Genomic DNA, 21,606 nt, shown 5'->3' on the forward strand with positions numbered 1-21,606 from the left:
ACGAAAGCTTCTACGTCGTCATGGCCGGGCTTGTCCCGGCCATCCACGCTCTTCCTTAGCGGCACCCAAGAACGTGGATGCCCGGGACAAGCCCGGGCATGACGACCGTGTTCAATAGCGGCTGTCCAACCTAAACCGCATCCGCGCGCAGCAGCGTATCCACCGTGATGGTGCCCCGCGCGCGGGAGACGCAGGCGCAGATCTTCTGGTTGCTTCTTTTCTGATGGTCGCTGAAAAAGACGTCGCGATGGTCGATCTCGCCGTCGACCGCGACCACGTCGATGGCGCACAGGCCGCATTCGCCGCGCTTGCAATCATACATCACGTCGTGGCCGCTGGCATTGAGCACATCCAGCATCGAGCGCTCGCGCGGGATTTCGAGCTCGACGTCAGAGCCCTTCAGGCGCACGCGAAACGTCTCGGTCGGCAGCGTGCCGCTGGAGCCGAAGGTCTCGTAGCGGAGGTCGGGAAGCGAATGGCCGGCTCCGATCCAGGCGTGGCGCGCGGCATCCAGCATGCGCATCGGGCCGCAGAACAGCGCGAGCGCGCCCTCGGGTACCGAGGCGAACAGCGCATCCAGATCGAGCCGCTTGCCTTCGTCGCTCGCATGGACGACGAGGCGGTCGCCGAGCAGCGTGGCGAGATCGTCGAGATAGGCGGCCTCAGTGCGCGAGCGCACGGCGTAGTGCAGCGTGACATCAGCCCCGCGGCGGGCCAGCGCCTGCGCGGCACCGAGGATCGGCGTGATGCCGATGCCGCCGGCGATCAGGCAATAATTCTCGCGCGCCCAATCCACCGCGAGCAGCGAGGCGGGCTGGGTGATGTCGAGCCGCGCGCCCGGCTGGAGCTGCCACATGTAGCGCGAGCCGCCGCGGGAATCATCAGTGCGGCGCACCGCGATCTTGAAGCCGGGAGGTGCGGCCTCGCCGACCAGCGAATAGGATCGCGTCTCCGGCAGACCGTCGATGGTGACGCTGACATTGATGTGGCTGCCGACCGGATAGGCGGCGCCGTCGAAATGATCCGGCCGGATCAGGAATTCGCGGATGCCGGGGGCGAGATCGCGCGTCGACACGAGCGTTGCCGGAATCCAGGTTTCGATGAAGCGCATGGTGACTGCCCTCAATCGGTTGCGGTCTTGATCAGCGCGAGCGCCGGCAAGAGGTCAAGATGGGTCCGGTTGCGCAGCGCGAGCCGAAGGTTTCGCACGGCGAGCCGCGCATGCTCGCGCATAATCGCTTCGGCGCGCGCGCCTTCGCGGTTCTCGATCGCATCGATGACGACGCGATGGTGCTCCTGCCCGATGATCAGGATCTGCTGCGCCTCGGGCAGCGCCGACTGCGCCATCACGAAGCCGCTGGGCGAGGCGAACGGCAACGCAGAAGCGCGGTCGATCTGCCGGATCAAGGGTGGACTGCGCGACAGTTCCGTCAGCAGCGCGTGGAAGCGCGCGTTCAGCGTGACATAGGACGAGAAGGCATCGACCGAAATCGGCACCTGGCGCAGCAATTCTTCGATTGCGGCCAGGCATTCCTTCAGCGGCTCGAGCTCGCGCGCGGAGACGCCGCGCTCGGCGGCGAAGCGCGCGGCCAGGCCTTCGAGCGTGCCGCGCAGCTCGATGGAATCGGAGATGTCGCGCTCTGAAAACGCCTTCACCATGAAGCCGCCGGAGGGGATCGCTTCCAGCAGCCCCTCCTCCTCCAGCCGCACCAGCGCCATGCGCACCGGCGTGCGCGAGGCGCCCGTGGTCTCCACCGCCTGGAGCTCTGAGATGCGCTCGCCCGGGCGCAACGAGCCCGACAGGATCTGGTCGCGCAACGCGAGCTGCGCCTTCACGGTCTGCGAGACGGAACGGTCGACCTCACGTTCGGCCATATCGGCTATTCCGCGGCCTGGAGGTGCGGCGGCGGGCTTTCCTTCGCCACCATGCGGTCGATCAGCTTGCGCGTCCACATCGCGCCGGCATCGATGTTGAGGTTGTAGAAGATGCGATCCGGGTTCTCGTCCATCGCGCGCTGCTGCGCTTCGAGGATCAGTTCGTCCTCGTGGAAGATGCCGGAGACGCCCTCGCGGATCTCGGTGGTGATGCACTGCTCGCCAAGCTGATAGTTGCGCACGAACGCCCAGAAATAATGACAGGTCTTCTCGGTCTCGGGCGTGATGGTGTTGAGCACGAAGCCGTTGACGCCCTGCGAGCGGTCGCCTTCCGGCGCGCCGGTGCCGGTTGGCGCGACGCCGACGTCGATGGCGATGGTGCACGGCGCTTCGAAGCGGATGATCTGCCAGCGGTCGACAAGCCCGGACTTGCCGAGCTGCTTGGCCCAGAACGGCGGCGGCTCGATGCCGCGCATCCAGCGCGTCACAGTCACCGTCTTCTCGCCATGGGTGACGTCGAACGGCGCCTCGGCGACCGCGTCATTGCCGATGGAGGAGCCGTGCACAAAGGTCTCGTGGGTGAGATCCATGAGGTTGTCGAGCACCAGGCGATAGTCGCATTTGACGTGGATGGTCTTGCCGTCGCCGGCCCAGGCCGGATCGTGATTCCAGTGCATGTCCGGCACCAGCGCGGGATCGGCCAGCGCAGGATCGCCCATCCAGAGCCAGATGTAGCGGTGACGTTGGACCACGGGATAAGAGCGCACGCAGGCGGACGGATTGATGGTCTCCTGCGAGGGCATGAAGGTGCAGCGGCCCTGCGCGTTGTATTTCAGGCCGTGATAGCCGCAGACGACGGTGTCGCCCTCGAGCCGGCCCTTGGACAGCGGCACCAGGCGGTGCCAGCAGGCATCCTCCAGCGCAGCCACCGAGCCATCGGCCTTGCGGTACATCACGATGTGCTTGCCGCAGATCGTCCGCGGCAGCAGCGCCGGCTTCACCTCGGCATCCCAGGCGGCGGCGTACCAGGCATTCATGGGGAAGGGTTTTGTCACTGGCGATCTCCCTGGGGTTATTGTATGCGTTGTGTATACATAAATAGATATCTAGAATTGTTCAAGAGGCACAATTAACGTATCTAATTACCTATGTTGGAGATTCTGTATACATATAACTGAGGATCGTTCCCACGAAGGCCGATGAGGACGGCGGAGGATGCGACTTACCCTCCCCTGGAGGGGGAGGGTCGGCGCGAAGCGACGGGGTGGGGTGATCTCTCCACACGGGCACTGTTCATCGCCGAGGGACTGTCACCCCACTACGCTGCGCATTTCGCTTCGCTGCATACGCATCGACCCCTCCCCCTCCAGGGGAGAGTAAGAAGAGGAGCCGCGCTCCAGAACGTCTTACGCCGCGAACACCCTCGCCAACCCCGCCTTGGCTTCCTCCTGAATCCGCTTCAGGTGCTCGGTGCTGCGGAAGCTTTCCGCGTAGATCTTGTACACATCCTCCGTTCCGGACGGACGTGCAGCGAACCAGCCGAAATCGGTCTCGACTTTGATGCCGCCGAAGGACTGGCCGTTGCCGGGCGCCTTGCTCAGCGTGGCGCGGACGGGATCGCCGGCGAGGTCCTTCAGGCCGAGCTGTTCGGGGGTGACGGACTTCAAGATGTTCTTCTGCGGCCCGGTCGCGGCGACATCGATGCGTGCGTAATGCGGCACGCCGAGCTCGGCGGTGAGGTCATTGAACAGCTGGCTAGGATCGCGGCCGGTCTTCGCCATGATCTCGGCGGCGAGCAGGCCGAGGATGACGCCGTCCTTGTCCGTGGTCCACACTGTGCCGTCGCGGCGCAGAAACGAGGCGCCCGCGCTCTCCTCGCCGCCGAAGCCGAAGGAGCCGCCAACGAGGCCGTCGACGAACCATTTAAAGCCGACCGGCGTCTCGACCAGCTTGCGGCCAAGCTTCTTTGCGACACGGTCGATGATGGAGCTCGACACCACGGTCTTGCCGATCGCAGCGTCCCTGCCCCAGTTCGGACGATGCGCGAACAGGTAAGAGATCGCGGTCGCAAGATAGTGGTTCGGATTCATCAGGCCGCCGGTGCGCGTCACGATGCCGTGGCGATCGGCATCGGTGTCGTTGGCAAACGCGACGTCGAAGCGGTCGCGCATCGCGATCAGGCTCGCCATCGCGTAAGGCGAGGAGCAGTCCATGCGTATCTTGCCGTCCCAATCGACCGTCATGAAGCGGAAGGTCGGGTCGATCGCCTCGTTCACCACGGTGGCCTTCAGGCCGTAGCGCTCGATGATCGGATGCCAATAGTGCACCGCGGCGCCGCCGAGCGGATCGATGCCGATGTTGACGCCGGCGGATTTGACGAGGTCGAGGTCGACGACATTGCCGAGATCGGCGACGTAGGGCGTGATGAAGTCATAGGTGTGGACGTTCGCGGATTTCTTCGCCCTGGCGTAGTCGATGCGCTTCACGCCCTTGAGCGCGTCGGCGAGATAAGCATTGGCGCGCTTCTCGATCACGGACGTCGCGTCGGTGTCGGCCGGGCCGCCATGCGGCGGATTGTATTTGTAACCGCCGTCTTCGGGGGGATTGTGCGAGGGCGTGATCACGACGCCGTCGGCGAGGCCGCTGGTACGCCCCTTGTTGTGGGTCAGGATGGCGTGCGAGATCACCGGCGTCGGCGTGTAGCCGCCGTCCTTGTCGATCATGATCTCGACGCCGTTGGCCGCGAACACCTCGACGGCGCTGACCAGCGCGGGCTCGGCCAGCGCATGGGTGTCGATGCCGATGAACAGCGGGCCGGTCAGCCCCTTTTCTCGCCGGTAATCACAAATCGCTTGCGTGGTCGCGAGGATGTGGCCTTCGTTGAAGGTGTTCTTGAACGAGGTGCCGCGATGGCCCGACGTGCCGAACGCCACCCGCTGCCCGGGATCGGCCACATCAGGCTTGCCGGCGAAATAGGTCGTCACCAGCCGCGGAATATTGGTGAGCGTGTCCGGCGAGGCCTGCTTGCCCGCCGCGGGATGAACATCAGCCACTGGACTATCCTCGTCGTTGTCAAATGAGGTCCGGCTACACCATAGCATCGGGCTTGCACCCGCCAACCCACGCCGGCAACAAATGGCCGCATTTGGGCGCATGGATAGAGACATGACCATTTTCGCAACGGCCCTGCTGCTCGCCAGTTCCTTGACTCTCTCGTCCCCGGGACACGTCGAGCAGACCGACATCGAACTCAACCCGACGCTGCGTAACGCAGCCGTGGATCACGACCTCGCCAAGGTGAAGCGCCGGTTCGAACGCGAGCTCCGCGGCGACACGGCAGACAGCTCCGGGGCGCCGGTCCCGAAGTGAAGCCGGCGGGAGACAGGCCTGCCGTCCCCGCGATGCTTTTGCCGGATCATGCCTTTTGCAGGATCATGCTAAGGTCGAGGCGTCCCGGCCCTCGAATCGTCTCATGGTGCCTCCGCGCAAGCTGCTGCCTCTGCTGACCATCTGGCTTGCCCTGGCGAGCGCGCCGTTCCATGCCATGGCCGCTGAGTTCTACACCGAGGACTTGCGCATCCCGATGGCGGAGGCCGGGCCGCAGGGTCTGGAGGCGTTCCTGGTGCGCCCGGCGGGAGCGAAGCGCTATCCGCTCGCCCTGCTCAGCCACGGCTCGCCGCGCAGCTTCGACGACCGCGCGACGATGTCGGCGCACAAATATTACGGCGTCGCACTCGAATATGCCCGGCGCGGCTTCGCCGCGCTAATCGTGATGCGGCGCGGCTATGGCAGCTCGCCCGGCGGGCGCGTCGACAGCGTCGGCGGCTGCGCGAAGGCCGCCTATCTGCCCGCGACTGCCGTCGCGGTCGCCGATTTGCGTGCCGCGATCGATGCGATGGCGCACCGGACCGACGTCACGACATCAGGCATGATCGCAGCCGGCCATTCCGCCGGCGGACTCGCCACCGTCGCGCTCACCGCGCAGGCGCCGCCCGGCCTCGTCGCCGCGATCAGCTTTGCCGGCGGCCGCGGCTCGCGCGACGACGACGACGTCTGCAATCCGGATGGGCTGGTGCAGGCCTTCGCCACGTTCGGCAGGACCTCGCGCGTGCCGATGCTGTGGGTCTATGCGAGCAACGATTCGTACTTCGGTCCCGATCTCGCGCGCCGCTTCGTCGATGGGTTTCGCGGCAGTGGCGGCAACGCGACATTCATCGCGGCGCAGCCTTACGGCGAGGACGGCCATTACCTCTATTCGGTCGTGGGCCGTCCGCAATGGACGCCCTATGTCGATGCCTTCCTGCGCGAGCGCGGCCTCGTCGGCCGCGACATCCTGGGCCCGCCCGATTCCCTGCCGCCGCCGCGCCAGCTCAACGAGGCCGTGCGCGCCGAGTTCGCGCGCTATCTCGCCAGCATGATACCGCACAAGGCGTTTGCGGTGTCGCCGAACGGCGGTTACGGTTGGCGCTCGGGACGCGTGACCGCCGATGATGCCCGGCGCGATTCACTCGCCGCCTGCATGAAATGGTCGTCCAGCTGCACGCTCTATGCGGTCGACGACCAGCTGGCGGGACCCGCGCCAGGACCCGTGACGGATCAGAGCGCCCGCGCGCGCTAGCCGTGCCGCAAGGCCGGTTTGTTAACTCCAAAGCTCTATCAGGAAGCCATGCCTCGGGATCGGACACGCTTCAATCTTAACGCGACGTGGAGGCGCGCAGCGGTCGCCGTGCTCTTGTCGGCCCCGATCTGCGCGCACGCCGGGGACGGCGGCCTGGACGAGCCGCCCACGACGACGCTCTCCGACGGCAGGATCGAGCTCGGCGCCGGAGAAACGCCGGCCTCCCGCGCCGCGATCCGGAAAATCATCGAACGGGAAACGGCAAACACCCGATTGCCTGCCGATATCGCCGAAGCGGTCGTCTTCGTCGAAAGCGGCTACAACCCGGCCGTGATCGGCAGCGTCGGCGAAATCGGGCTGATGCAGGTGCGGCCCGAGACTGCGGCGATGCTGGGATTCCGCGGCAGCAATGCCCAACTGGCGGAGCCTGATATCAACATCCACTACGGGGTGCTCTATCTCAGCCGTGCCTGGCGTCTCACGAGCGGGGATCTCTGCCGCGCCCTGATGAAATATCGGGCGGGTCATGGCGAGGAGACGATGACGCCGCGGTCGCAAGTCTATTGCAACCGGGCGCGTAATCGTCTGCTCGCGATGAATTCGACGTCGCTGGGAGCAGAAACCGCGGCCGTTCCGGATCCGGCACCTCCGGCAATTGCCGCGGCGCCGGCAAGAGCGGCGAGCGCCCCGAAGGCGTCGACGCCGCCCAAAGCCGTCTATGCCCGCTATCGCCAAGGCACCGCCGCCGCGAGCCGCGCCTATTGGGCCGCGCATGAGGCCCGCATCAGCCAGATCAAGGCGCGCATCGAAGCAAGATGGAAGCGCGTCGCATCGCGCTGACGGAGATGTCGCGCGCGATGCTATTGTTTGAGCATGATCTTGTCGGAAAACCGCTTCACGCTTTTCCGGATCATGCTCTAGAGCCGCTCGCTGAGCGCGAGCTTGTAGCCGACACCGGTGACGGTCGCGATCACGGGCGTGCCGCTACCGACCAGCTTGCGGCGCAGCCGCGCCACCAGCGCATCGACCGTGCGGATGTCGACCTCGGCCTGGCGGTTGCTGACCACCTCGATCAGATAGTCGCGGCTGAGCGGACGGCCATCGGCGCCGACCAGCGCGGCGAGCAGGTCGAATTCGGCGCGGGTCAACGCCACCGGCTTGCCGTCACTGCCGAGCAGCTCGCGCCGGGTCAGGTCGATGATCCAGTCGCCGAACGCGATCGAATTGTGGTTGCGCGCCGCCTTGCGGTCGATCGAGCGCCGTCGCAGCACGCTGCGCGCACGCGCGAGCAGGTCACGCAGATTGATCGGCTTGGTGACGTAGTGGTCGCCGGCGATCTCGAGGCCGAGGATGCGATCGACGTCGGTATCGCGACGGGTCACGAAGATGATGCCGGCGTTGCTGGTCGCCTGGATCTCCTTGGCGAGCTCGAAGCCGTCACCGTCAGGCAGCTGCACGTCGAGGAAGACGAGATCAGTACGCGCGCGCAGTGCCTGGCGGCATTCCGCGCAGGAGCCGGCGCCGACCACGTCGAAATTGTTCTCGTTGAAATATCCGACCAGCATCGTCCGCGTCACCGGATCATCTTCGACAACGATCAGGCGCTCGCGGCCAATAGGACGCGATTCCTGACGAGCGGAATTAGCCACGATATTCGATGTCCTGTGTGCCTGCGAGCCGGCCTGAAAATTCAGATCGTGGCGCAACGCGCTGTCTTGTGAACGCCCATTCACGACCTGTTCGAGCCCCCGAAATTGCCTGCCGCGATACTATGCGTGTTGCGATGCCCAAACAATATTGCTCATGATCTTGACACATTAAGTATGAATTGCCCCACAATTCTCATCCCGCGCATCGTCGCGCCAGCAAGCTCCATAATTCGGAAAATACGATACTACCTCGACAGCCCGCTGCGGCTTGCTCCGCCGGAAGCTTCGCATCTACTGTGCGTCGCAGGGATCTGCACCTGGAGGTGGCGTCATGGAGGTCATACTGCTCGGCACCGGCGGTCCACGCCCGGACCCGCGCCGGATGGCGACGACCACGCTGATCAGGCTTGGCGACGAGAACATCCTGTTCGACGCCGGCCGCGGCGTCATGGTGCAGCTCAGCAAGGCCGGCGTGCCGCTTGGCGCCATCAAGACGGTCTTTCTCACCCATCACCATTTCGACCACATCGGCGACCTCTACGATGTGATGCTGAATTCATGGATGCATGGACGCAAGGACGAGCTGCGCATCTATGGACCTCCAGATACCGAACGGCTGGTCAATACGCTGATCACGCAGGTCTACGACAAGGACATCACCTGGCGGGATCGGGGCGAGCCGACCTTCGGCGGCTGGAAGCCGGTCGTCGCAACGGACGTCGTACCGGGCCCCGTTCTCAATACCGGGCGCTGGAAGATCAGCGCCGAGCTCGTCTCACATGGCGACGGCCTCGACATGCCGCCGGCCTTCCTGCAGCGCTGGATGTGCCTCGGCTACCGCTTAGAGGCGGAGGGCAAGATCATTGCGATTTCCGGCGACACGGTCCCCTGCCCCGGACTCGAGCGACTGGCTGAGGGAGCCGACCTGCTCGTTCAGTGCTGCTTCCTCGCAACGCCGGAGATCAACAACGAGCACCTCCGCCGCCTTGCGAAATTCACCATCGCCTGCGGCGATACGGTCGGCAAGGTCGCGGCCAAGGCCGGAGTCAAGAAGCTCGCATTGACCCATCACCGTCCGCGCACCGACGATTCCATGCTGAACGCGCTACTCGACGATGTCCGTCAGGACTATGCGGGGCCGGTCGTGCTCGGCGAGGACCTCACGCGCATCGAGGTCTGAAGCCCATCGATCAGCTCAAGACGATCCGACTTCGATCCGGAACGACAACTGCTCCTGCGCGTCCGGCGCGATATGCATCAGGCCCGGCTTGTCGGTGAACTCGCCATCGAAGCCGGCGGGACTGGCATAGCCGCGCCAGGGCTCGATACAGAGGAACGGCGCCCCCGACGGTTTTGACCAGACGCCGAGTTCGCGAAAGCCGCGCCAGGACATCTTCAGCCAAGGCCCGGTCGATGCGCCTTGCTGCGCGGCATAGCGGACCGAACCGCTCTCGATCTGGTCGAAGATGACGGCATCATCGACGAACAGAGCTTCGGACAAGGGAAGCACCGTGCCCTTGACAGGACCAGGCTCCGCGGCCGCGCGCAGCAGTCCACCATCAAGACGGCGGATGGGAGACGACTCCGCCTTCGCAAAGGTCAGCGCGTAGCTCTCCTTCGCGAGTTCGGGCTGGAGCGGCCAGTTGAAGGCGGGATGGCCGCCGAGCGAAGCCGGCAATGTCTCCTTGCCGGTGTTGGCGATCGTCAGCGTCAGGTCGAGCCCGGAATCATCGATCGCATAGGTGGCCGTGAGCCGGAACGCGAACGGATAGAGCGCACGCGTCGCCTCTCTGTCTTCGAGCACCAAGGTGCAGCGGCTCTCGCCGCGCTCTGCCCATGCAAAGCGACTGTCGCGCGCAAAGCCGTGCTGGGTCATCCGATACGTCTTGCCCCGGTGCCGTAATTCGTCATTGGCAAGACGCCCGACGATCGGAAACAGCAGCGGCGCGTGGCGCGGCCATTCCGGCCCCGCCTGCCAGACGAATTCGATGCCGCCCCCGTCCTCGAGCGAGCACAGCTCAGCGCCCTGCGCCTTGACGGTCGCGCGGAGCCGTCCGCTTCGAAGGGTGCAGGTGTCATCGCAGGTGTCATCGCTCATGCGCGACATCTACACCGCGACCTCGCACCCAGCAAGGCGGCGCCAGCCATGCATGCAGAGCGTCAGCACCGTGCAGAGCCGCGTCATATTTCTGTACCTAACGGTTGCTCTTTGCGGTTCGTCCACCACCTGTTTCCTGCAGCCCGGCCCGGACTCCGATCAACCATCGTGGTAGCCAATTGAAATTCTTCATCAACGGCCGCTTTCTGTCGCAAAAGCTCACCGGCGTTCAGCGTTATGCCGCCGAAATCGTCAAGGCGATCGACGCGCAGCTGGCGTCGGAGCAGACTCCTGCCTCGCTGCGGAACGCAGATTGGCAGTTGCTGACGCCCGTGGATGCAAGCGAGGACCTGCAGCTTGAGCGAATCAAGATTCGCACCGTCGGCCGGTTGCGCGGGCATGCCTGGGATCAAATCGAACTGGCGCGCGCCGCTGCGGGAGGCCGCTTGATCAGTCTGGCCAATGCCGGCCCGGTGTTCCATCGCGACCACATTGTCGTGATCCACGACGCACAGGTCTTTCGCAGGCCCGATTTCTTCAACTGGCGCTATCTGGCAGTTCACCGAACGATGGGCCAGATGCTCGCCCGGCACGCAAGCATCGCAACCGTATCGGCCTTTTCGCGCAAGGAACTTGCCGAGGTGCTGAACCTATCGGCAACGAAGATCCCGGTCTTTCCCAACAGCGCAGAACACTTCGCAAAGACGAAACCGGATCCCGACATTATTGCCAGGCTCGGGCTTCAGGCGCGGAAATTCTTTCTCTACGTGGGCTCGAGGACCAAAAACAAGAATCTGTCCGTCGCGATTCGTGCCATCCAGCTGCTCGAGCGGGCTGACGTTCCCCTGGTCATCGTCGGCGGCGACAACAGCAAGGTATTTCAGGACAATTCGGGCGAAGGCGCCGCCGGCCTGCTGCTGGCCGGGCGCCTGACGGACAGCGAGATCGCGGCTCTCTACGCACATGCATCGGCATTCGTGTTTCCATCGCTTTACGAAGGTTTTGGTGTGCCGCCGCTCGAAGCCATGATCTTCGGTTGTCCGGTCATCGCCTCGACGGCCGATGCCGTGGTGGAGACGTGCGGTGATGCGGCTGCGTATTTTCGCGCCAGCGACGCCGAGGCGCTGAGGCAACTCATGCTCGAAAGACTGGCAGCCGGCGCCATCTCTGATCAGGAGCGCAGGAGGCAGCAGGATCGCGTTGCCTTCTACTCGTGGAAGAAATCAGCGAAGGCTCTGCTCGATCATCTCGCAGGGCCGGCAGAGGTCGCCAGTGCTGCTTGAAATTCGCCGCAACTCGCCTATCGCGCGCAATGGTAATTGCACAAACGTTTTGCAACTCGCTGCCTGTTGCATGGTTCCATGAAACTTTTTTTTCGTTCTTGCGACGATCGCAAGCACAAAAAAACTTGGCGCAACATCACCACATCCCTGCCCCATTATCGCTACGTATTCGAGGAACTGTGTTTCGCACTCGCGAAATCAGACTAAGGATCCACGATGTCCGGCTCTCCAACGAGGCCCTACGGAAGGCAAACGATGAAAGTGCTGCACATCGCCGAGACGATTCGTGGCGGGATTGCGAGCTACCTGAACGAGTTGCACCCACAGCAACAGGCGAGCTTCGGCGCCGAGAACGTGCATTATGTCGTGCCTTCGGACCATCGTCGCGACCTCGGCGCGATCGATGACAATCAGATCACGACGTTCGGACGATCCGGCCGCAGCGTCTCCGGGCTCTTCCAGATGCTGCGCGCAAGCATGCAGGCCCTGGACGCTTTCCGGCCGGACGTGGTGCATCTGCATTCCTCGTTTGCAGGCCTCGTGCTCCGCCCCGCGCTGGCGGCCCGTTCGAACGGTCCGCGCGTCGTCTATTGTCCACACGGCTGGGCGTTTTCGCGCGAGACCGGCCGGCTGAGCCATCTCGTGACGAAGGCGGCGGAAAACCTCCTTGCGCGCACGTCGGACCGAATCATCTGCATCTCCGGCGACGAGTTCAACGAAGCGGTGCGCGCCGGAATTCCCGCCGAGCGCCTCACTCTCGTCCACAATGGCATCTCGAAGAGCCGCACGCCGCAGCCCGTCGCGGCAGATTGGACGTCCACGAAGGTCAAGGTCCTGTTCATCGGACGCCTTGACCGTCAGAAGGGCTTCGATCTCCTGATCGAAGCGGCTCGCTCGCTCGAGGATGTCTTGGACATCCGCTTGGTCGGCGCCTCCGTCGTCAACAAGTACGAAGGCCCGACCGTCCCGTCCAATGTGTCCCTGCTGGGCTGGCTCGACCGCCCAACCATCGAAACCCAGCTCGAGGCGGCCGATCTCGTCGTCATCCCGTCACGATGGGAAGCCTTCGGTCTCGTCGCCCTGGAAGCGATGCGCGCGGCCAAGCCCATCCTGGCATTCCGCAGCGGAGCATTGCCCGAAATCGTCGTCGATGGCGTGACCGGCGTGCTTTGCGAGCCCGTCGCGGTCCAGCCGCTCGTCGACGGTTTCCGGCGAGCGCTCGATCTTGATCTCAAGGTGCTGGGACAGCGCGGCTACGACCGGTTCAAGCAGTTTTATGACGTTCAGAAGACGCATGGGCAATTGCAGCAGGTCTATGCCGAGCTGCTCCAGGACGACCGGGCGCCGGTCGAGGCGAAGGCCGGGCTGGAGTCGGACCTCTCCAAGAATTTCTGATGGCTCGACGGCTCAACGTAAACGCTTGCCCTCGCAGATGCAGGAGATCGCGATGGCGATGTCACGGACCGGAATTGGTGTCACCGCGAATGCATCACTCGCGAACATGATCTAGCCAATGACATTCCCACGCACCTTGGTTCGCGGCAGCTTCCGCCTCGCGGGGCTCATCGCATCGATTCTCTTGCCGGTCGCCGCCTCTGCGCAGCAGGCACAACCGCTCGAAGCCCGATTCCTGCTCGGGGTCGGCACGCATCAGGGACTGGGCGGCCCGGTGAGCGCACGCGGATACGTGCCTACGGAGAACGTCGCCCAGATCAAGCAACTTGGCTTCAACGCCTTCCGCGATGATTTCCCCTGGTCCGATTTCGAGGTGGGGGGACGCCGGATGGGATTCACGCCCAGGCTCGGCAGGCTCGAAGCACAAGTCAAATCCGGCGTCGCGCGCCCTCTCCTGATCCTCGCCTTCGGCCATCATCTCGTTCCGAATTCCTCGCCACCGACGACCGATGAGGCGCGGCAACGGTTTGCCGATTATGCTGCGGCCGCCGCGCAATCGGTCCTGCCGCAGCATCCGATCTTCGAGCTCTGGAACGAATGGAATCTGGCGGCGAAGAAAGATGCCGCGTTCTCGCCGGAAAACTATCTGGCGCTCGCGCACGTCGCGCGACCGGCGGTCAAGCGCGTTGCGCCGAATGCGCCTTTCCTGGTCGGAGCGCTCGGCGACGATCCGGGCTGGACGTGGACGGAAAAGATGCTGCGGACCGGCATCCTTCAATATGCGGACGGCGCTTCGATCCATCTTTACAATTTCTGCATGGGCCCGAGCAAACGCACCTCGGCCGAAATCATCGACCGGCTGACGGCGTTTCACCGCCTCGTCGGCCAAGCGAGCGGAAACCCCGACTTTCCGATCTACGTCACCGAGACGGGCTGGACCACGGCCACCAACAAATGCGGCGTCAGCGAACAGGCCCAGGCCGACAATACGGCGCAGCTCATCCTGTGGGCGTCGACCGCGCGCTGGCTCAAGGGAATGTGGCTCTACGAACTCAAGGACAGTGGAAAGAACCCATCGGAGCTGGAGGACAATTTCGGACTCTATCGTTTCGACAATTCGCCAAAGCCGGTTGCCTGTGCGGCTCAGGGCGCCTGGGCTTTCATTCGCTCCAGCCTGAGTGCCGAGCGGCGAGAGCTCGCCAGCGGTGTCGTGTCGATCAATGCATCAACGACTGCCGGCGGCAGAATAGCGGTCTGGTCCGAGGCTCCGGACCGACGTTACGAGATCCGGCTCAAGGGCGATCAGCAAGGCACAAGCTTTGCAATGCCGTGCGACCCGACGGCAAAGTCCGCCTCCGGGGTCTGGATTCCCGTCTCGAGCACGCCGGTGCTGATTGCAGCCAATGACAGTGCCGTTCCCGCCCTGGAGATCAGGCCGGCGCGGTAGACGCGATTTTTTGCAGACAAGAGGTTGATGCGATGAAAGTTCTTTTGACGTCCACGCTTTATCCGACGCCTCAGGCCCCAAAGATCGTCGGCGGCGCAGAGATCTTCGCGCGGAGGTTCGCCGAAGGCCTGATGCAGCGCGGTGACGAGGTCGAAGTGATCCGGGCCGCGTCCTCGCCTGAGCAGGCACCGGAAAGCTGCAACGGCATCAACGTCCATTCCGCGCCCGTGCAGAACGTCTATCTGCCCTTCACCGAGCAGAAGAACGTCGCCGTGCGCAGCATCTGGCACGCCGTCGACGATTGGCAGATGCAGGCGCCCCTGATCGCGGAGCGCATCCGGGCCTTCAAGCCGGACGTACTGCACTCCAACAACCTGTCGGGCCTCACCACCGCGATCTGGCGCGTTGCCGCCCAGCTCGGCGTGCCCGTCCTCCATACGCTTCACGACTATTATCTGACCTGTCCGCGCTGCTCGCGGTTCGACAAGGGACGGTCTTGCGAACACACCTGCACGAGCTGCGGCATCCTGACCTTTCATCGCAAGCGCGCCACGCATTGGCTCAGCGCCGTGGTCGGCGTGAGCGAGCGCGTCCTGTCCATTCATACCGACATGGGCATGTTCGCGGAGACGCCGATCCGGACCGTGATCCGCAATGCCTCCACCGAGCCGCCACGTGCGCCCTATCCCCGTCCGGTCTGCACCACGGAAGTGACGTTCGGGTTCATCGGCCGCCTCACGGAGGAAAAGGGCATCGACAACCTGATGCGGGCACTTGCCATGCTGCCCCGTGATCGCATTCGGATGATGATCGCCGGTCGTGTCAGCGACGAGGAGCAGCAACGCCTCAGGGCGCTCGCGCCGGATGCGCGAATCGAGTTCATGGGCTTCGTGTCGCCGGACGATTTCTACAAGCAGGTCGACGTGGTGGTCGCCCCGTCGATCTGGCACGACCCTGGTCCGCTCGTCGTCGCCGATGCCAAGGCGGCCGGCAGGCCGCTGCTCGGAACGCGCTTCGGCGGCATGCCCGAGGTCATCCAGCACGGCGTGACCGGCTGGCTGACCGAAGCCGATCCGCAATCCCTGGCCAAGAGCATGCTTGCAGTCGCGGCGGATCCGCACAAGATCGACGAGATTAGCCGGCGCCTCATCGCGGATACCAACAAGTGGATATTTGCCGACGTGCTGTCTTCATACAAGAACCTGTATGAACAACTGCGCCAGCGGCGGATGTCGCGCGTGCATGCAGCAACGGCCGATGCGCCACAGGGACGCGCCGTCGGCAAGGAGCGCCTCATTCCAAGATGACACGCCTCTTCGCGATGGCGGGTTACGTCTATCAGAGCGCCGCGGCGATCGTCCTGATCTTCGCGATCAGCCATTTGCTGCCCGCTGCCGACTACACCAGCTTTTCCCTCGCGCTGGCCTCAAGCCAGCTGCTCTGCGTCTTGATGTTCGAGTGGCTGCAACTCGCCGGACTGCGTTTTCTGGCAGCAGCGGAGGGGAACGAGGCGGCTCGGCTGAGGTGGTCGCTCTTTGCCGCAGGCCTGTCGAGCGCCGGCGCGCTGGTGGTGGTCGGGAGCTGCGCATCCCTGGCCAGCACGCTCCCGGCAGGAATCATCGCGCTCGGCCTTGGCATAGCCGTGCTTCAGGGTTTGACGGATCTGTATTTCCTGTCCGTCCGCCTGTCCGACCGGCTCGGCGTCGCGTCCTCTCTACTTGCGCTACGTGCCACCGCGCTTTTGGCCGGCGCCGCTATGGGAGGCGCGATTTCAGGGACGACCGAAGCAGCGCTGCTCGGTATTGCGTCGGGTCACGCGCTGGGGCTCGTCGCCGGCCTCGCCACATATCGCACGCCGCTGGAACGCGCCTCGTTGCAGACGATGCTCGCCGACTGGAAGACTTTCGCCCGCTACGGCATGCTCGCGGCGGGCGCCTCCGTCATCCATTTGTCTGTGCCGGTGCTGCTCCGTGTCATCGTCATTGGCCGGTTGGGTGCGACGGGGGCTGGTGCCGGATTTTCGATTGCGCTCGACCTGCTGCAACGTCCGTTCTGGGTCCTGAATGCAGCGATCCACACTGTGAGCTATCCCGACGTGGTCAAGGACTTCGAACACGGAACCGTCATGAAGTCGGTTCAATCGGCGCGACGGATGTTCGAATTCATGATCTGCACGACGCTCGTGCTGCTCGGCGGACTGGTCGGTTTCATTCCGGATGCAGCCCGTATTCTGGTGCCGCAGGAGAGCCTCGATGGCTTCCTGGCGACGGCGCCCGCGGTGGCCGCCTTCTATTTCCTGCACACGCATTTACAGGCGACCATTGCGGTGGTTCCGCACCTGGAGAAGCTCGCGACCAGGCTCGTGGTCGTCGCGGCCGGCCAGCTGGCGGTCGTCGCGGTCGTCGCGCTGGCCGCGGTCTGGGCGGGCCTGTCGCCGCGACAGGCGGTCGGCTGCGCGTCGCTCGCCACGCTCGCGACCATCCTGGTCGCGCTCGGGCCGACCCTGCGGTTCGAGGCGTTCCCGCGCTGGTCATTGGTCACGCAGGCGCTGGTGGCCGCAATCCTGATCGGATCACTTGGCGCAATGCCGACCGAGCCCGCGGCATGGCTCGCCGGCAAGATCGTGGTCGCCGCGATCGCGACGGCAATCATCGGATGGCGCGGTGACTTTCTGATGTTGGCCCGCCGCGGCTAATTCGTCGCACCCGCCAGCCCATCTGATTTGCACGCACAACCTTTACGATAAATTGTATCGGATCACTCGCCCACGAAGGAGGCATCTGCAAACGTATCGCGCGCCAATGCGTAAATCGATCGTTGAGAGGAAGCAGATGATTTTGCGGTGTGAGCGTCCACCGCCGCGCGGACATTGCGGTTTCGCGCGCGCGCATTGAGCGATTTGTGCAACATGCGCATCAATTCAGCAGGACGGGCCGTGGAAAATCTTGAAAGCGCCTTCCTCACGCCATCGTGCACCGGCATCGCATCACTATTATAACTGCATCGTGAGCAAACCTGTTCCTCCTCAAGGAACCGCATTTCACTCGCGATTTGTAGCGTCGATTTTTATCTGAAATTCACACTCGACAGAGAAGCTTGAACGCAATCCCTGCGAGCAATTTTGCTCGCGCTGAAAAATCGAGTGTGCAATGTCCGACCAAACTATCCTGTCCGCCAGCGGCTTCATCAACTCCATCGGCGTCAACACGCACGCCGGATTCGGGTGGACCGGCTACAATAATCTCGCGCTGATGGCCGATGACCTCGAGTATCTCGGCGTCACCCGTCTCCGCGACGCGATGGGGACCAGCCCGGCAGCGCAACCCGTCGTCGAGGGGCTGGCCGCAGCCGGTTACAAATTCGACTTCCTGGTATCGTCGGCCCTGCCCCAGACCGGCGCGACCGGGCTGCAGAACTACATCGTATCGCTCGAGAAGTTCGCAGCGAGCCATCCGGGCAGCATCAGCGCCATCGAAGGGCTCAACGAGGCCAACCACCAACCCTTCAGCTACAATGGCAGTTCGAGCCTCAGTGCCGCGGCCCAGTTCCAGAGTGCGCTCTATCAGGCCGTCAATGGCAATGCCGCGCTCGCCAGCATCCCCGTCTACAATCTGTCACTGGCCTACAACGATCCCCAAGGCTACAACAAGCTCGGCGACATGTCGGGCTCCGTCGACTTCGCCAATGCCCACGCCTATGTCAGCACCAGCCTGACACCCGGCAGCTCACTTGCGGCAACGCTGAGCGCCGTCTCGGCCGCGGCACCGGGAAAGCCTGTCGTCATCACGGAGACCGGCTATACCACGCAAGCCAACACCCAATATCTCGGCGTCAACGAGACGGTGCAGGCCAAGTCGATCCTGAACACGCTGGTTGATGCCTACAAGGGCGGCGTGAGCGCGACTTATCTCTACGAGCTGTTCGACCGCGACTCGTCCGCGAGCAATACCAATCCTGAGGCCAATTTCGGACTGTTCAACTCTGACGGGACGCCCAAACTCGCCGCGACGGCGATTCACAACCTGACGACCATTCTGGCCGACGACGGCAAGGGCGGCCAGCAGCCGACTGATCCGTTGAACTACACCCTGAGCAACATGCCGGCCTCGGGCAACAGCATGGTGCTCGGCAAGAGCAACGGTGCCTACGAGCTCGTCGTGTGGGCGGAGCCGAAGCTCTGGAAGGACGCCAACGACACCGAGATTTCCAATCCGACCAAGACCGTCACGGTGAACCTCGGCAGCGTGCATCATTCGGTGAAGGTGTACGACACGCTGACGGGAACGACGGCGATCGCCAGCTACACCGACGTCAGCACGATCACCATTCCGGTCAGCGATCACCCCCTGATCATCGAGATCGACGCGCCTGCGACCACTCCGACCCCGCCGGACACCCGGACCACCGTCAGCGGCACGGCCGCCGACATCGTGCCGCAGCTGTCCGACCTCAGCGACTCGACGGCGCTGCAGACCATTACGCTGACCGACTCGCACGTCCTGCCGGTCGCTTCGAAGGCGACGATGGACTACATGATCGCCCACTACGGCAGCGCCCTCTCCAAGATCCAGGGCGGATACTCGTTCTCGGTGACGAATGCGGCGGCGACCTGGACCAACACGAAGACTTACGACTCCAGCGGAAATCTCCTGTCGAAGTCGGACACCGGTCTGAACGCGAGCGGGCAGCCGATCTCGACCATCGTCGCATACACCGACGGTTCCAAGGACATGATCGGCTACACCAATGGTGTGAAGACAAACTTCGTTCATGTCGGCACCGACGCAACCAGGACCACCGACACCTACAACACGGCCGGAACGCTGCTGAGCGAAGTCGTCCAGAAGTCCGACGGCTATTACTCCACCACGCTCTATACGAGCGGCGTCAAAACCGCCGCCTACATCAAGAATGCAGACGGTTCGCAGGACAACTATACCTACGGCATCAAGGGCAAGAGCTTCACGACTCAAGTTCAGCATCTCGACGCCTCGGGAAAGGTCACCTCGGTGACCCGCAGCCATGCCGACGGCTCGCTGGATTCGACCCAGGTCTACAATAGCGACGGCAGCAGCGTGATCACCACGTACAGTGCCACGGGGGTCAAGCTGGTCGAGACCGCCTATCATGCCGATCACAGCAAGGACGTCTGGACCTACAACATTACGGGCCAGAACTACACGACCGAGCACGACGTCTACAACGCAACTGGCTTCCTCACCAGCCTGACGCGCCTGCACGCCGACGGCAGTCCTGCCTTCAAGCTGGTCCAGACGACCGACGGCACCAAGACGACCGATTGGTACAATGCCGCCGGCAGCCTCACCAGCGAGGTCGTGCAGAAGGCGGACGGCTTCACTTCGACGACGCTCTACAACAACGGTGTCAAGACCAACGCCTATGTCAAGAATGCCGACGGCAGCCAGGACAATTACGCCTATGGCATCACCGGCAAGAGCTTCACCACGCTGATCCAGCACGTCGACCCGTCCGGCAAGGTCACGGACGTGACCCGCAAGCATGCCGATGGCACGCTCGACTATACCCAGGTCATCAACGCCGATGGCAGCAGCGTCGTCACCAATTACGATGCCGCGGGAACGCGGACGAAGGTGACCGACTCCCACGCCGACGGCAGCAAGGACGTCTATCTCTTCAACATCACCGGCCAGAACTATACGGTCGAGCACGACGTCTACGATGCGACCGGCTTCCTCACCACGCTGATCCGCAAGCATGCCGACGGCAGCATGGCGTTCAAGCTGGTGCAGAGCAGCGACGGGACCAAGGCCACGGAATGGTACAACGCCAGCGGCGTTCTCACCAGCGAGGTGCTCGAGAAGCCGAGCGGCTACAACTCGACGACGGTCTATACCAACGGCGTGAAGACCGCGACCTACATCACCAACTCTGACATGAGCCACGACAACTATAGCTACAACATCACCGGTCAGAGCTATACCACGCAGTATCAGCACCTCGATCCGACCGGCAAGACGACCGAGGTGATCCGCTCGCACGCCGACGGCACGCTCGACTATACCCAAATCGTCAACAGCGACGGCAGCAGCGTGGTGACCAACTACGATGCGGACGGCGTCAAAAAGACGGAAACCGACTACCATGCCAACGGTTCGAAGGACGTCTTCCAGTTCAACATCGTCGGCCAGACCTATGCGAACGAGCACGACAGCTACGATTCGACCGGTTTCCTCACCCATATCGTTCGCACTCACGCGGACAACAGCCTGGCCTTTACGCTGGAGCAGAGCGCCGACGGCACCAAGACCTCCGACTGGTACGATGCCAAGGGCGTCATCACCAGCGAGGTGACGACCAAGAGCGACGGTTACAACTCCACGACCGTCTACACTGGCGGCGTCAAGACCGCTGCCTATATCAAGAATGCCGATGGCACGTCGGACAACTGGAACTATCACGTCACCGGTCAGTCCTACACCACCCAGCATCAACACCTCGATGCCTCGGGCAAGCTGGTCGAGCTCACCCGGACCCACGCCGACGGCACGCTTGACTACAGCCAGGTCATCCACAACGACGGCAGCAAGGTGACCGACATCTACAATGCCGCCGGTACCAAGACCCAGGAGACCGCCAACAACGCGGACGGCTCGAAGGACGTCTTCCTGTTCAACTTCAACGGACAGGCTGGCACCACCCAGCACGAGAACTACAATGCCGCCAATGCGCTGCAGTTCTTCGATCAGACCAAGGCCGACGGTACGCACAACGTCACGGCGGTCGCCAGCGGTGTGACGATCGACGGCGGGGCCGGCAACGACGTGTTCTCGGCGGCGCCGGGCTCGACCACCGTGGCTTACGATCATGGCCACGACCAGATCCTCAACTTCCAGGCCGGCGACTCCACGACCCACGACACGATCGCGATCTCGAAGCTGCTGGCCACGGACTACAGTCACCTGCAAATGACGCAGTCCGGCACGAACGCGCTCATCACGTTCTCGGCCAACGACACGATCCTCCTGAAGAACGTCTATGTCTCGAGCCTGACGAGCCACGACTTCCTGTTCGTCTGAGCGAATTGCTACTCAGACGGGCGCCAGCATAGCCGGGGCCGGGACCATGCAGGGTCCCGGCCCCGTTCGCTTGTTGGGCGGCTGCCTCATCGATGAGCAGGAACTGACTGCCATCCGCAATTGGATGGGGCCCATGCATTCAGACGCACTGCCGCGATTGCGCCGTATCGGCCAGCGCGCTTG

17 protein-coding genes are annotated in these 21,606 nt (G+C 63.6%); 10 read left to right on the forward strand and 7 right to left on the reverse strand.

The annotated features are described in order from the left end of the window. Nucleotides 1–130: 130 nt before the first annotated feature. The 4 genes from NLM27_RS23315 to pgm all read right to left on the reverse strand — a co-directional run bounded on the left by NLM27_RS23315 (nucleotide 131) and on the right by pgm (nucleotide 4,928). The gene (locus NLM27_RS23315; RefSeq protein ID WP_254145552.1) at nucleotides 131–1,111 is read right to left on the reverse strand and encodes a PDR/VanB family oxidoreductase; all 981 of its coding nucleotides are present in this window, start codon (nucleotides 1,109–1,111) and stop codon (nucleotides 131–133) included. Between the two features lie 11 nt (nucleotides 1,112–1,122). After that, nucleotides 1,123–1,875, reverse strand: a complete 753-nt coding sequence (locus NLM27_RS23320; RefSeq protein ID WP_254145553.1) for a GntR family transcriptional regulator — start codon at nucleotides 1,873–1,875, stop codon at nucleotides 1,123–1,125. Between the two features lie 5 nt (nucleotides 1,876–1,880). Further along, nucleotides 1,881–2,912 (reverse strand): aromatic ring-hydroxylating dioxygenase subunit alpha, encoded by a 1,032-nt coding sequence (locus NLM27_RS23325; RefSeq protein WP_256570310.1) that lies wholly within the window; start codon nucleotides 2,910–2,912, stop codon nucleotides 1,881–1,883. A gap of 369 nt (nucleotides 2,913–3,281) precedes the next feature. Further along, nucleotides 3,282–4,928: a phosphoglucomutase (alpha-D-glucose-1,6-bisphosphate-dependent) gene (gene pgm, locus NLM27_RS23330; RefSeq protein ID WP_254145555.1), complete on the reverse strand. Its 1,647-nt coding sequence runs from the start codon at nucleotides 4,926–4,928 to the stop codon at nucleotides 3,282–3,284. A gap of 112 nt (nucleotides 4,929–5,040) precedes the next feature. Between pgm and NLM27_RS23335 the strand changes: the two genes are divergently transcribed. From NLM27_RS23335 to NLM27_RS23345, 3 genes are all read left to right on the forward strand, one after another. Beyond that, nucleotides 5,041–5,244: a hypothetical protein gene (locus tag NLM27_RS23335; protein WP_254145556.1), complete on the forward strand. Its 204-nt coding sequence runs from the start codon at nucleotides 5,041–5,043 to the stop codon at nucleotides 5,242–5,244. Nucleotides 5,245–5,347: 103 nt separating this feature from the next. Then, nucleotides 5,348–6,493 (forward strand): S9 family peptidase, encoded by a 1,146-nt coding sequence (locus tag NLM27_RS23340; protein ID WP_254145557.1) that lies wholly within the window; start codon nucleotides 5,348–5,350, stop codon nucleotides 6,491–6,493. A gap of 108 nt (nucleotides 6,494–6,601) precedes the next feature. Then, a complete protein-coding gene (locus NLM27_RS23345) occupies nucleotides 6,602–7,333 on the forward strand; it encodes a transglycosylase SLT domain-containing protein (RefSeq protein WP_375142263.1) in 732 nt (243 codons plus the stop codon). A 77-nt stretch (nucleotides 7,334–7,410) separates the two neighbouring features. Here the strand turns inward: NLM27_RS23345 and NLM27_RS23350 are convergent, their stop codons facing one another. Further along, entirely contained in the window at nucleotides 7,411–8,226 is an 816-nt protein-coding gene (locus tag NLM27_RS23350; RefSeq protein ID WP_254145559.1) for a response regulator, read from the reverse strand. A 247-nt stretch (nucleotides 8,227–8,473) separates the two neighbouring features. Here NLM27_RS23350 and NLM27_RS23355 point away from each other — a divergent pair, with 247 nt between their 5' ends. Beyond that, a complete protein-coding gene (locus NLM27_RS23355) occupies nucleotides 8,474–9,322 on the forward strand; it encodes an MBL fold metallo-hydrolase (RefSeq protein WP_254145560.1) in 849 nt (282 codons plus the stop codon). 15 nt (nucleotides 9,323–9,337) lie between these two features. On the opposite strand, the gene NLM27_RS23360 is transcribed toward NLM27_RS23355, so the two are convergent. Beyond that, a complete protein-coding gene (locus tag NLM27_RS23360; protein ID WP_254145561.1) occupies nucleotides 9,338–10,240 on the reverse strand; it encodes an aldose 1-epimerase family protein in 903 nt (300 codons plus the stop codon). Nucleotides 10,241–10,419: 179 nt separating this feature from the next. Between NLM27_RS23360 and NLM27_RS23365 the strand changes: the two genes are divergently transcribed. The 5 genes from NLM27_RS23365 to NLM27_RS23385 all read left to right on the forward strand — a co-directional run bounded on the left by NLM27_RS23365 (nucleotide 10,420) and on the right by NLM27_RS23385 (nucleotide 17,060). Next, on the forward strand, nucleotides 10,420–11,523 hold the full coding sequence (locus NLM27_RS23365; protein ID WP_254145562.1) for a glycosyltransferase family 1 protein: 1,104 nt from the start codon (nucleotides 10,420–10,422) through the stop codon (nucleotides 11,521–11,523). A gap of 255 nt (nucleotides 11,524–11,778) precedes the next feature. Then, nucleotides 11,779–12,918, forward strand: a complete 1,140-nt coding sequence (locus tag NLM27_RS23370; protein WP_254145563.1) for a glycosyltransferase — start codon at nucleotides 11,779–11,781, stop codon at nucleotides 12,916–12,918. 118 nt (nucleotides 12,919–13,036) lie between these two features. Then, complete coding sequence (locus NLM27_RS23375; protein WP_254145564.1) at nucleotides 13,037–14,365, forward strand: hypothetical protein; 1,329 nt, start codon at nucleotides 13,037–13,039, stop codon at nucleotides 14,363–14,365. A 32-nt stretch (nucleotides 14,366–14,397) separates the two neighbouring features. Then, nucleotides 14,398–15,672, forward strand: a complete 1,275-nt coding sequence (locus NLM27_RS23380; RefSeq protein ID WP_254145565.1) for a glycosyltransferase family 4 protein — start codon at nucleotides 14,398–14,400, stop codon at nucleotides 15,670–15,672. Continuing rightward, on the forward strand, nucleotides 15,669–17,060 hold the full coding sequence (locus NLM27_RS23385) for a hypothetical protein (RefSeq protein WP_254145566.1): 1,392 nt from the start codon (nucleotides 15,669–15,671) through the stop codon (nucleotides 17,058–17,060). Before NLM27_RS23380 ends, NLM27_RS23385 begins: the two co-directional genes overlap by 4 nt. A gap of 62 nt (nucleotides 17,061–17,122) precedes the next feature. Here NLM27_RS23385 and NLM27_RS23390 read toward each other — a convergent pair whose 3' ends face one another. Further along, the gene (locus tag NLM27_RS23390; RefSeq protein WP_254145567.1) at nucleotides 17,123–17,404 is read right to left on the reverse strand and encodes a hypothetical protein; all 282 of its coding nucleotides are present in this window, start codon (nucleotides 17,402–17,404) and stop codon (nucleotides 17,123–17,125) included. A gap of 110 nt (nucleotides 17,405–17,514) precedes the next feature. On the opposite strand from NLM27_RS23390, the gene NLM27_RS23395 reads away from it, so the two are divergent. Beyond that, on the forward strand, nucleotides 17,515–21,423 hold the full coding sequence (locus tag NLM27_RS23395; protein ID WP_254145568.1) for an RHS repeat protein: 3,909 nt from the start codon (nucleotides 17,515–17,517) through the stop codon (nucleotides 21,421–21,423). Nucleotides 21,424–21,606: the final 183 nt, after the last annotated feature.

It is taken from the genome of Bradyrhizobium sp. CCGB12 (assembly GCF_024199845.1).
In the GTDB taxonomy this organism is placed as follows: Bacteria; Pseudomonadota; Alphaproteobacteria; order Rhizobiales; family Xanthobacteraceae; genus Bradyrhizobium.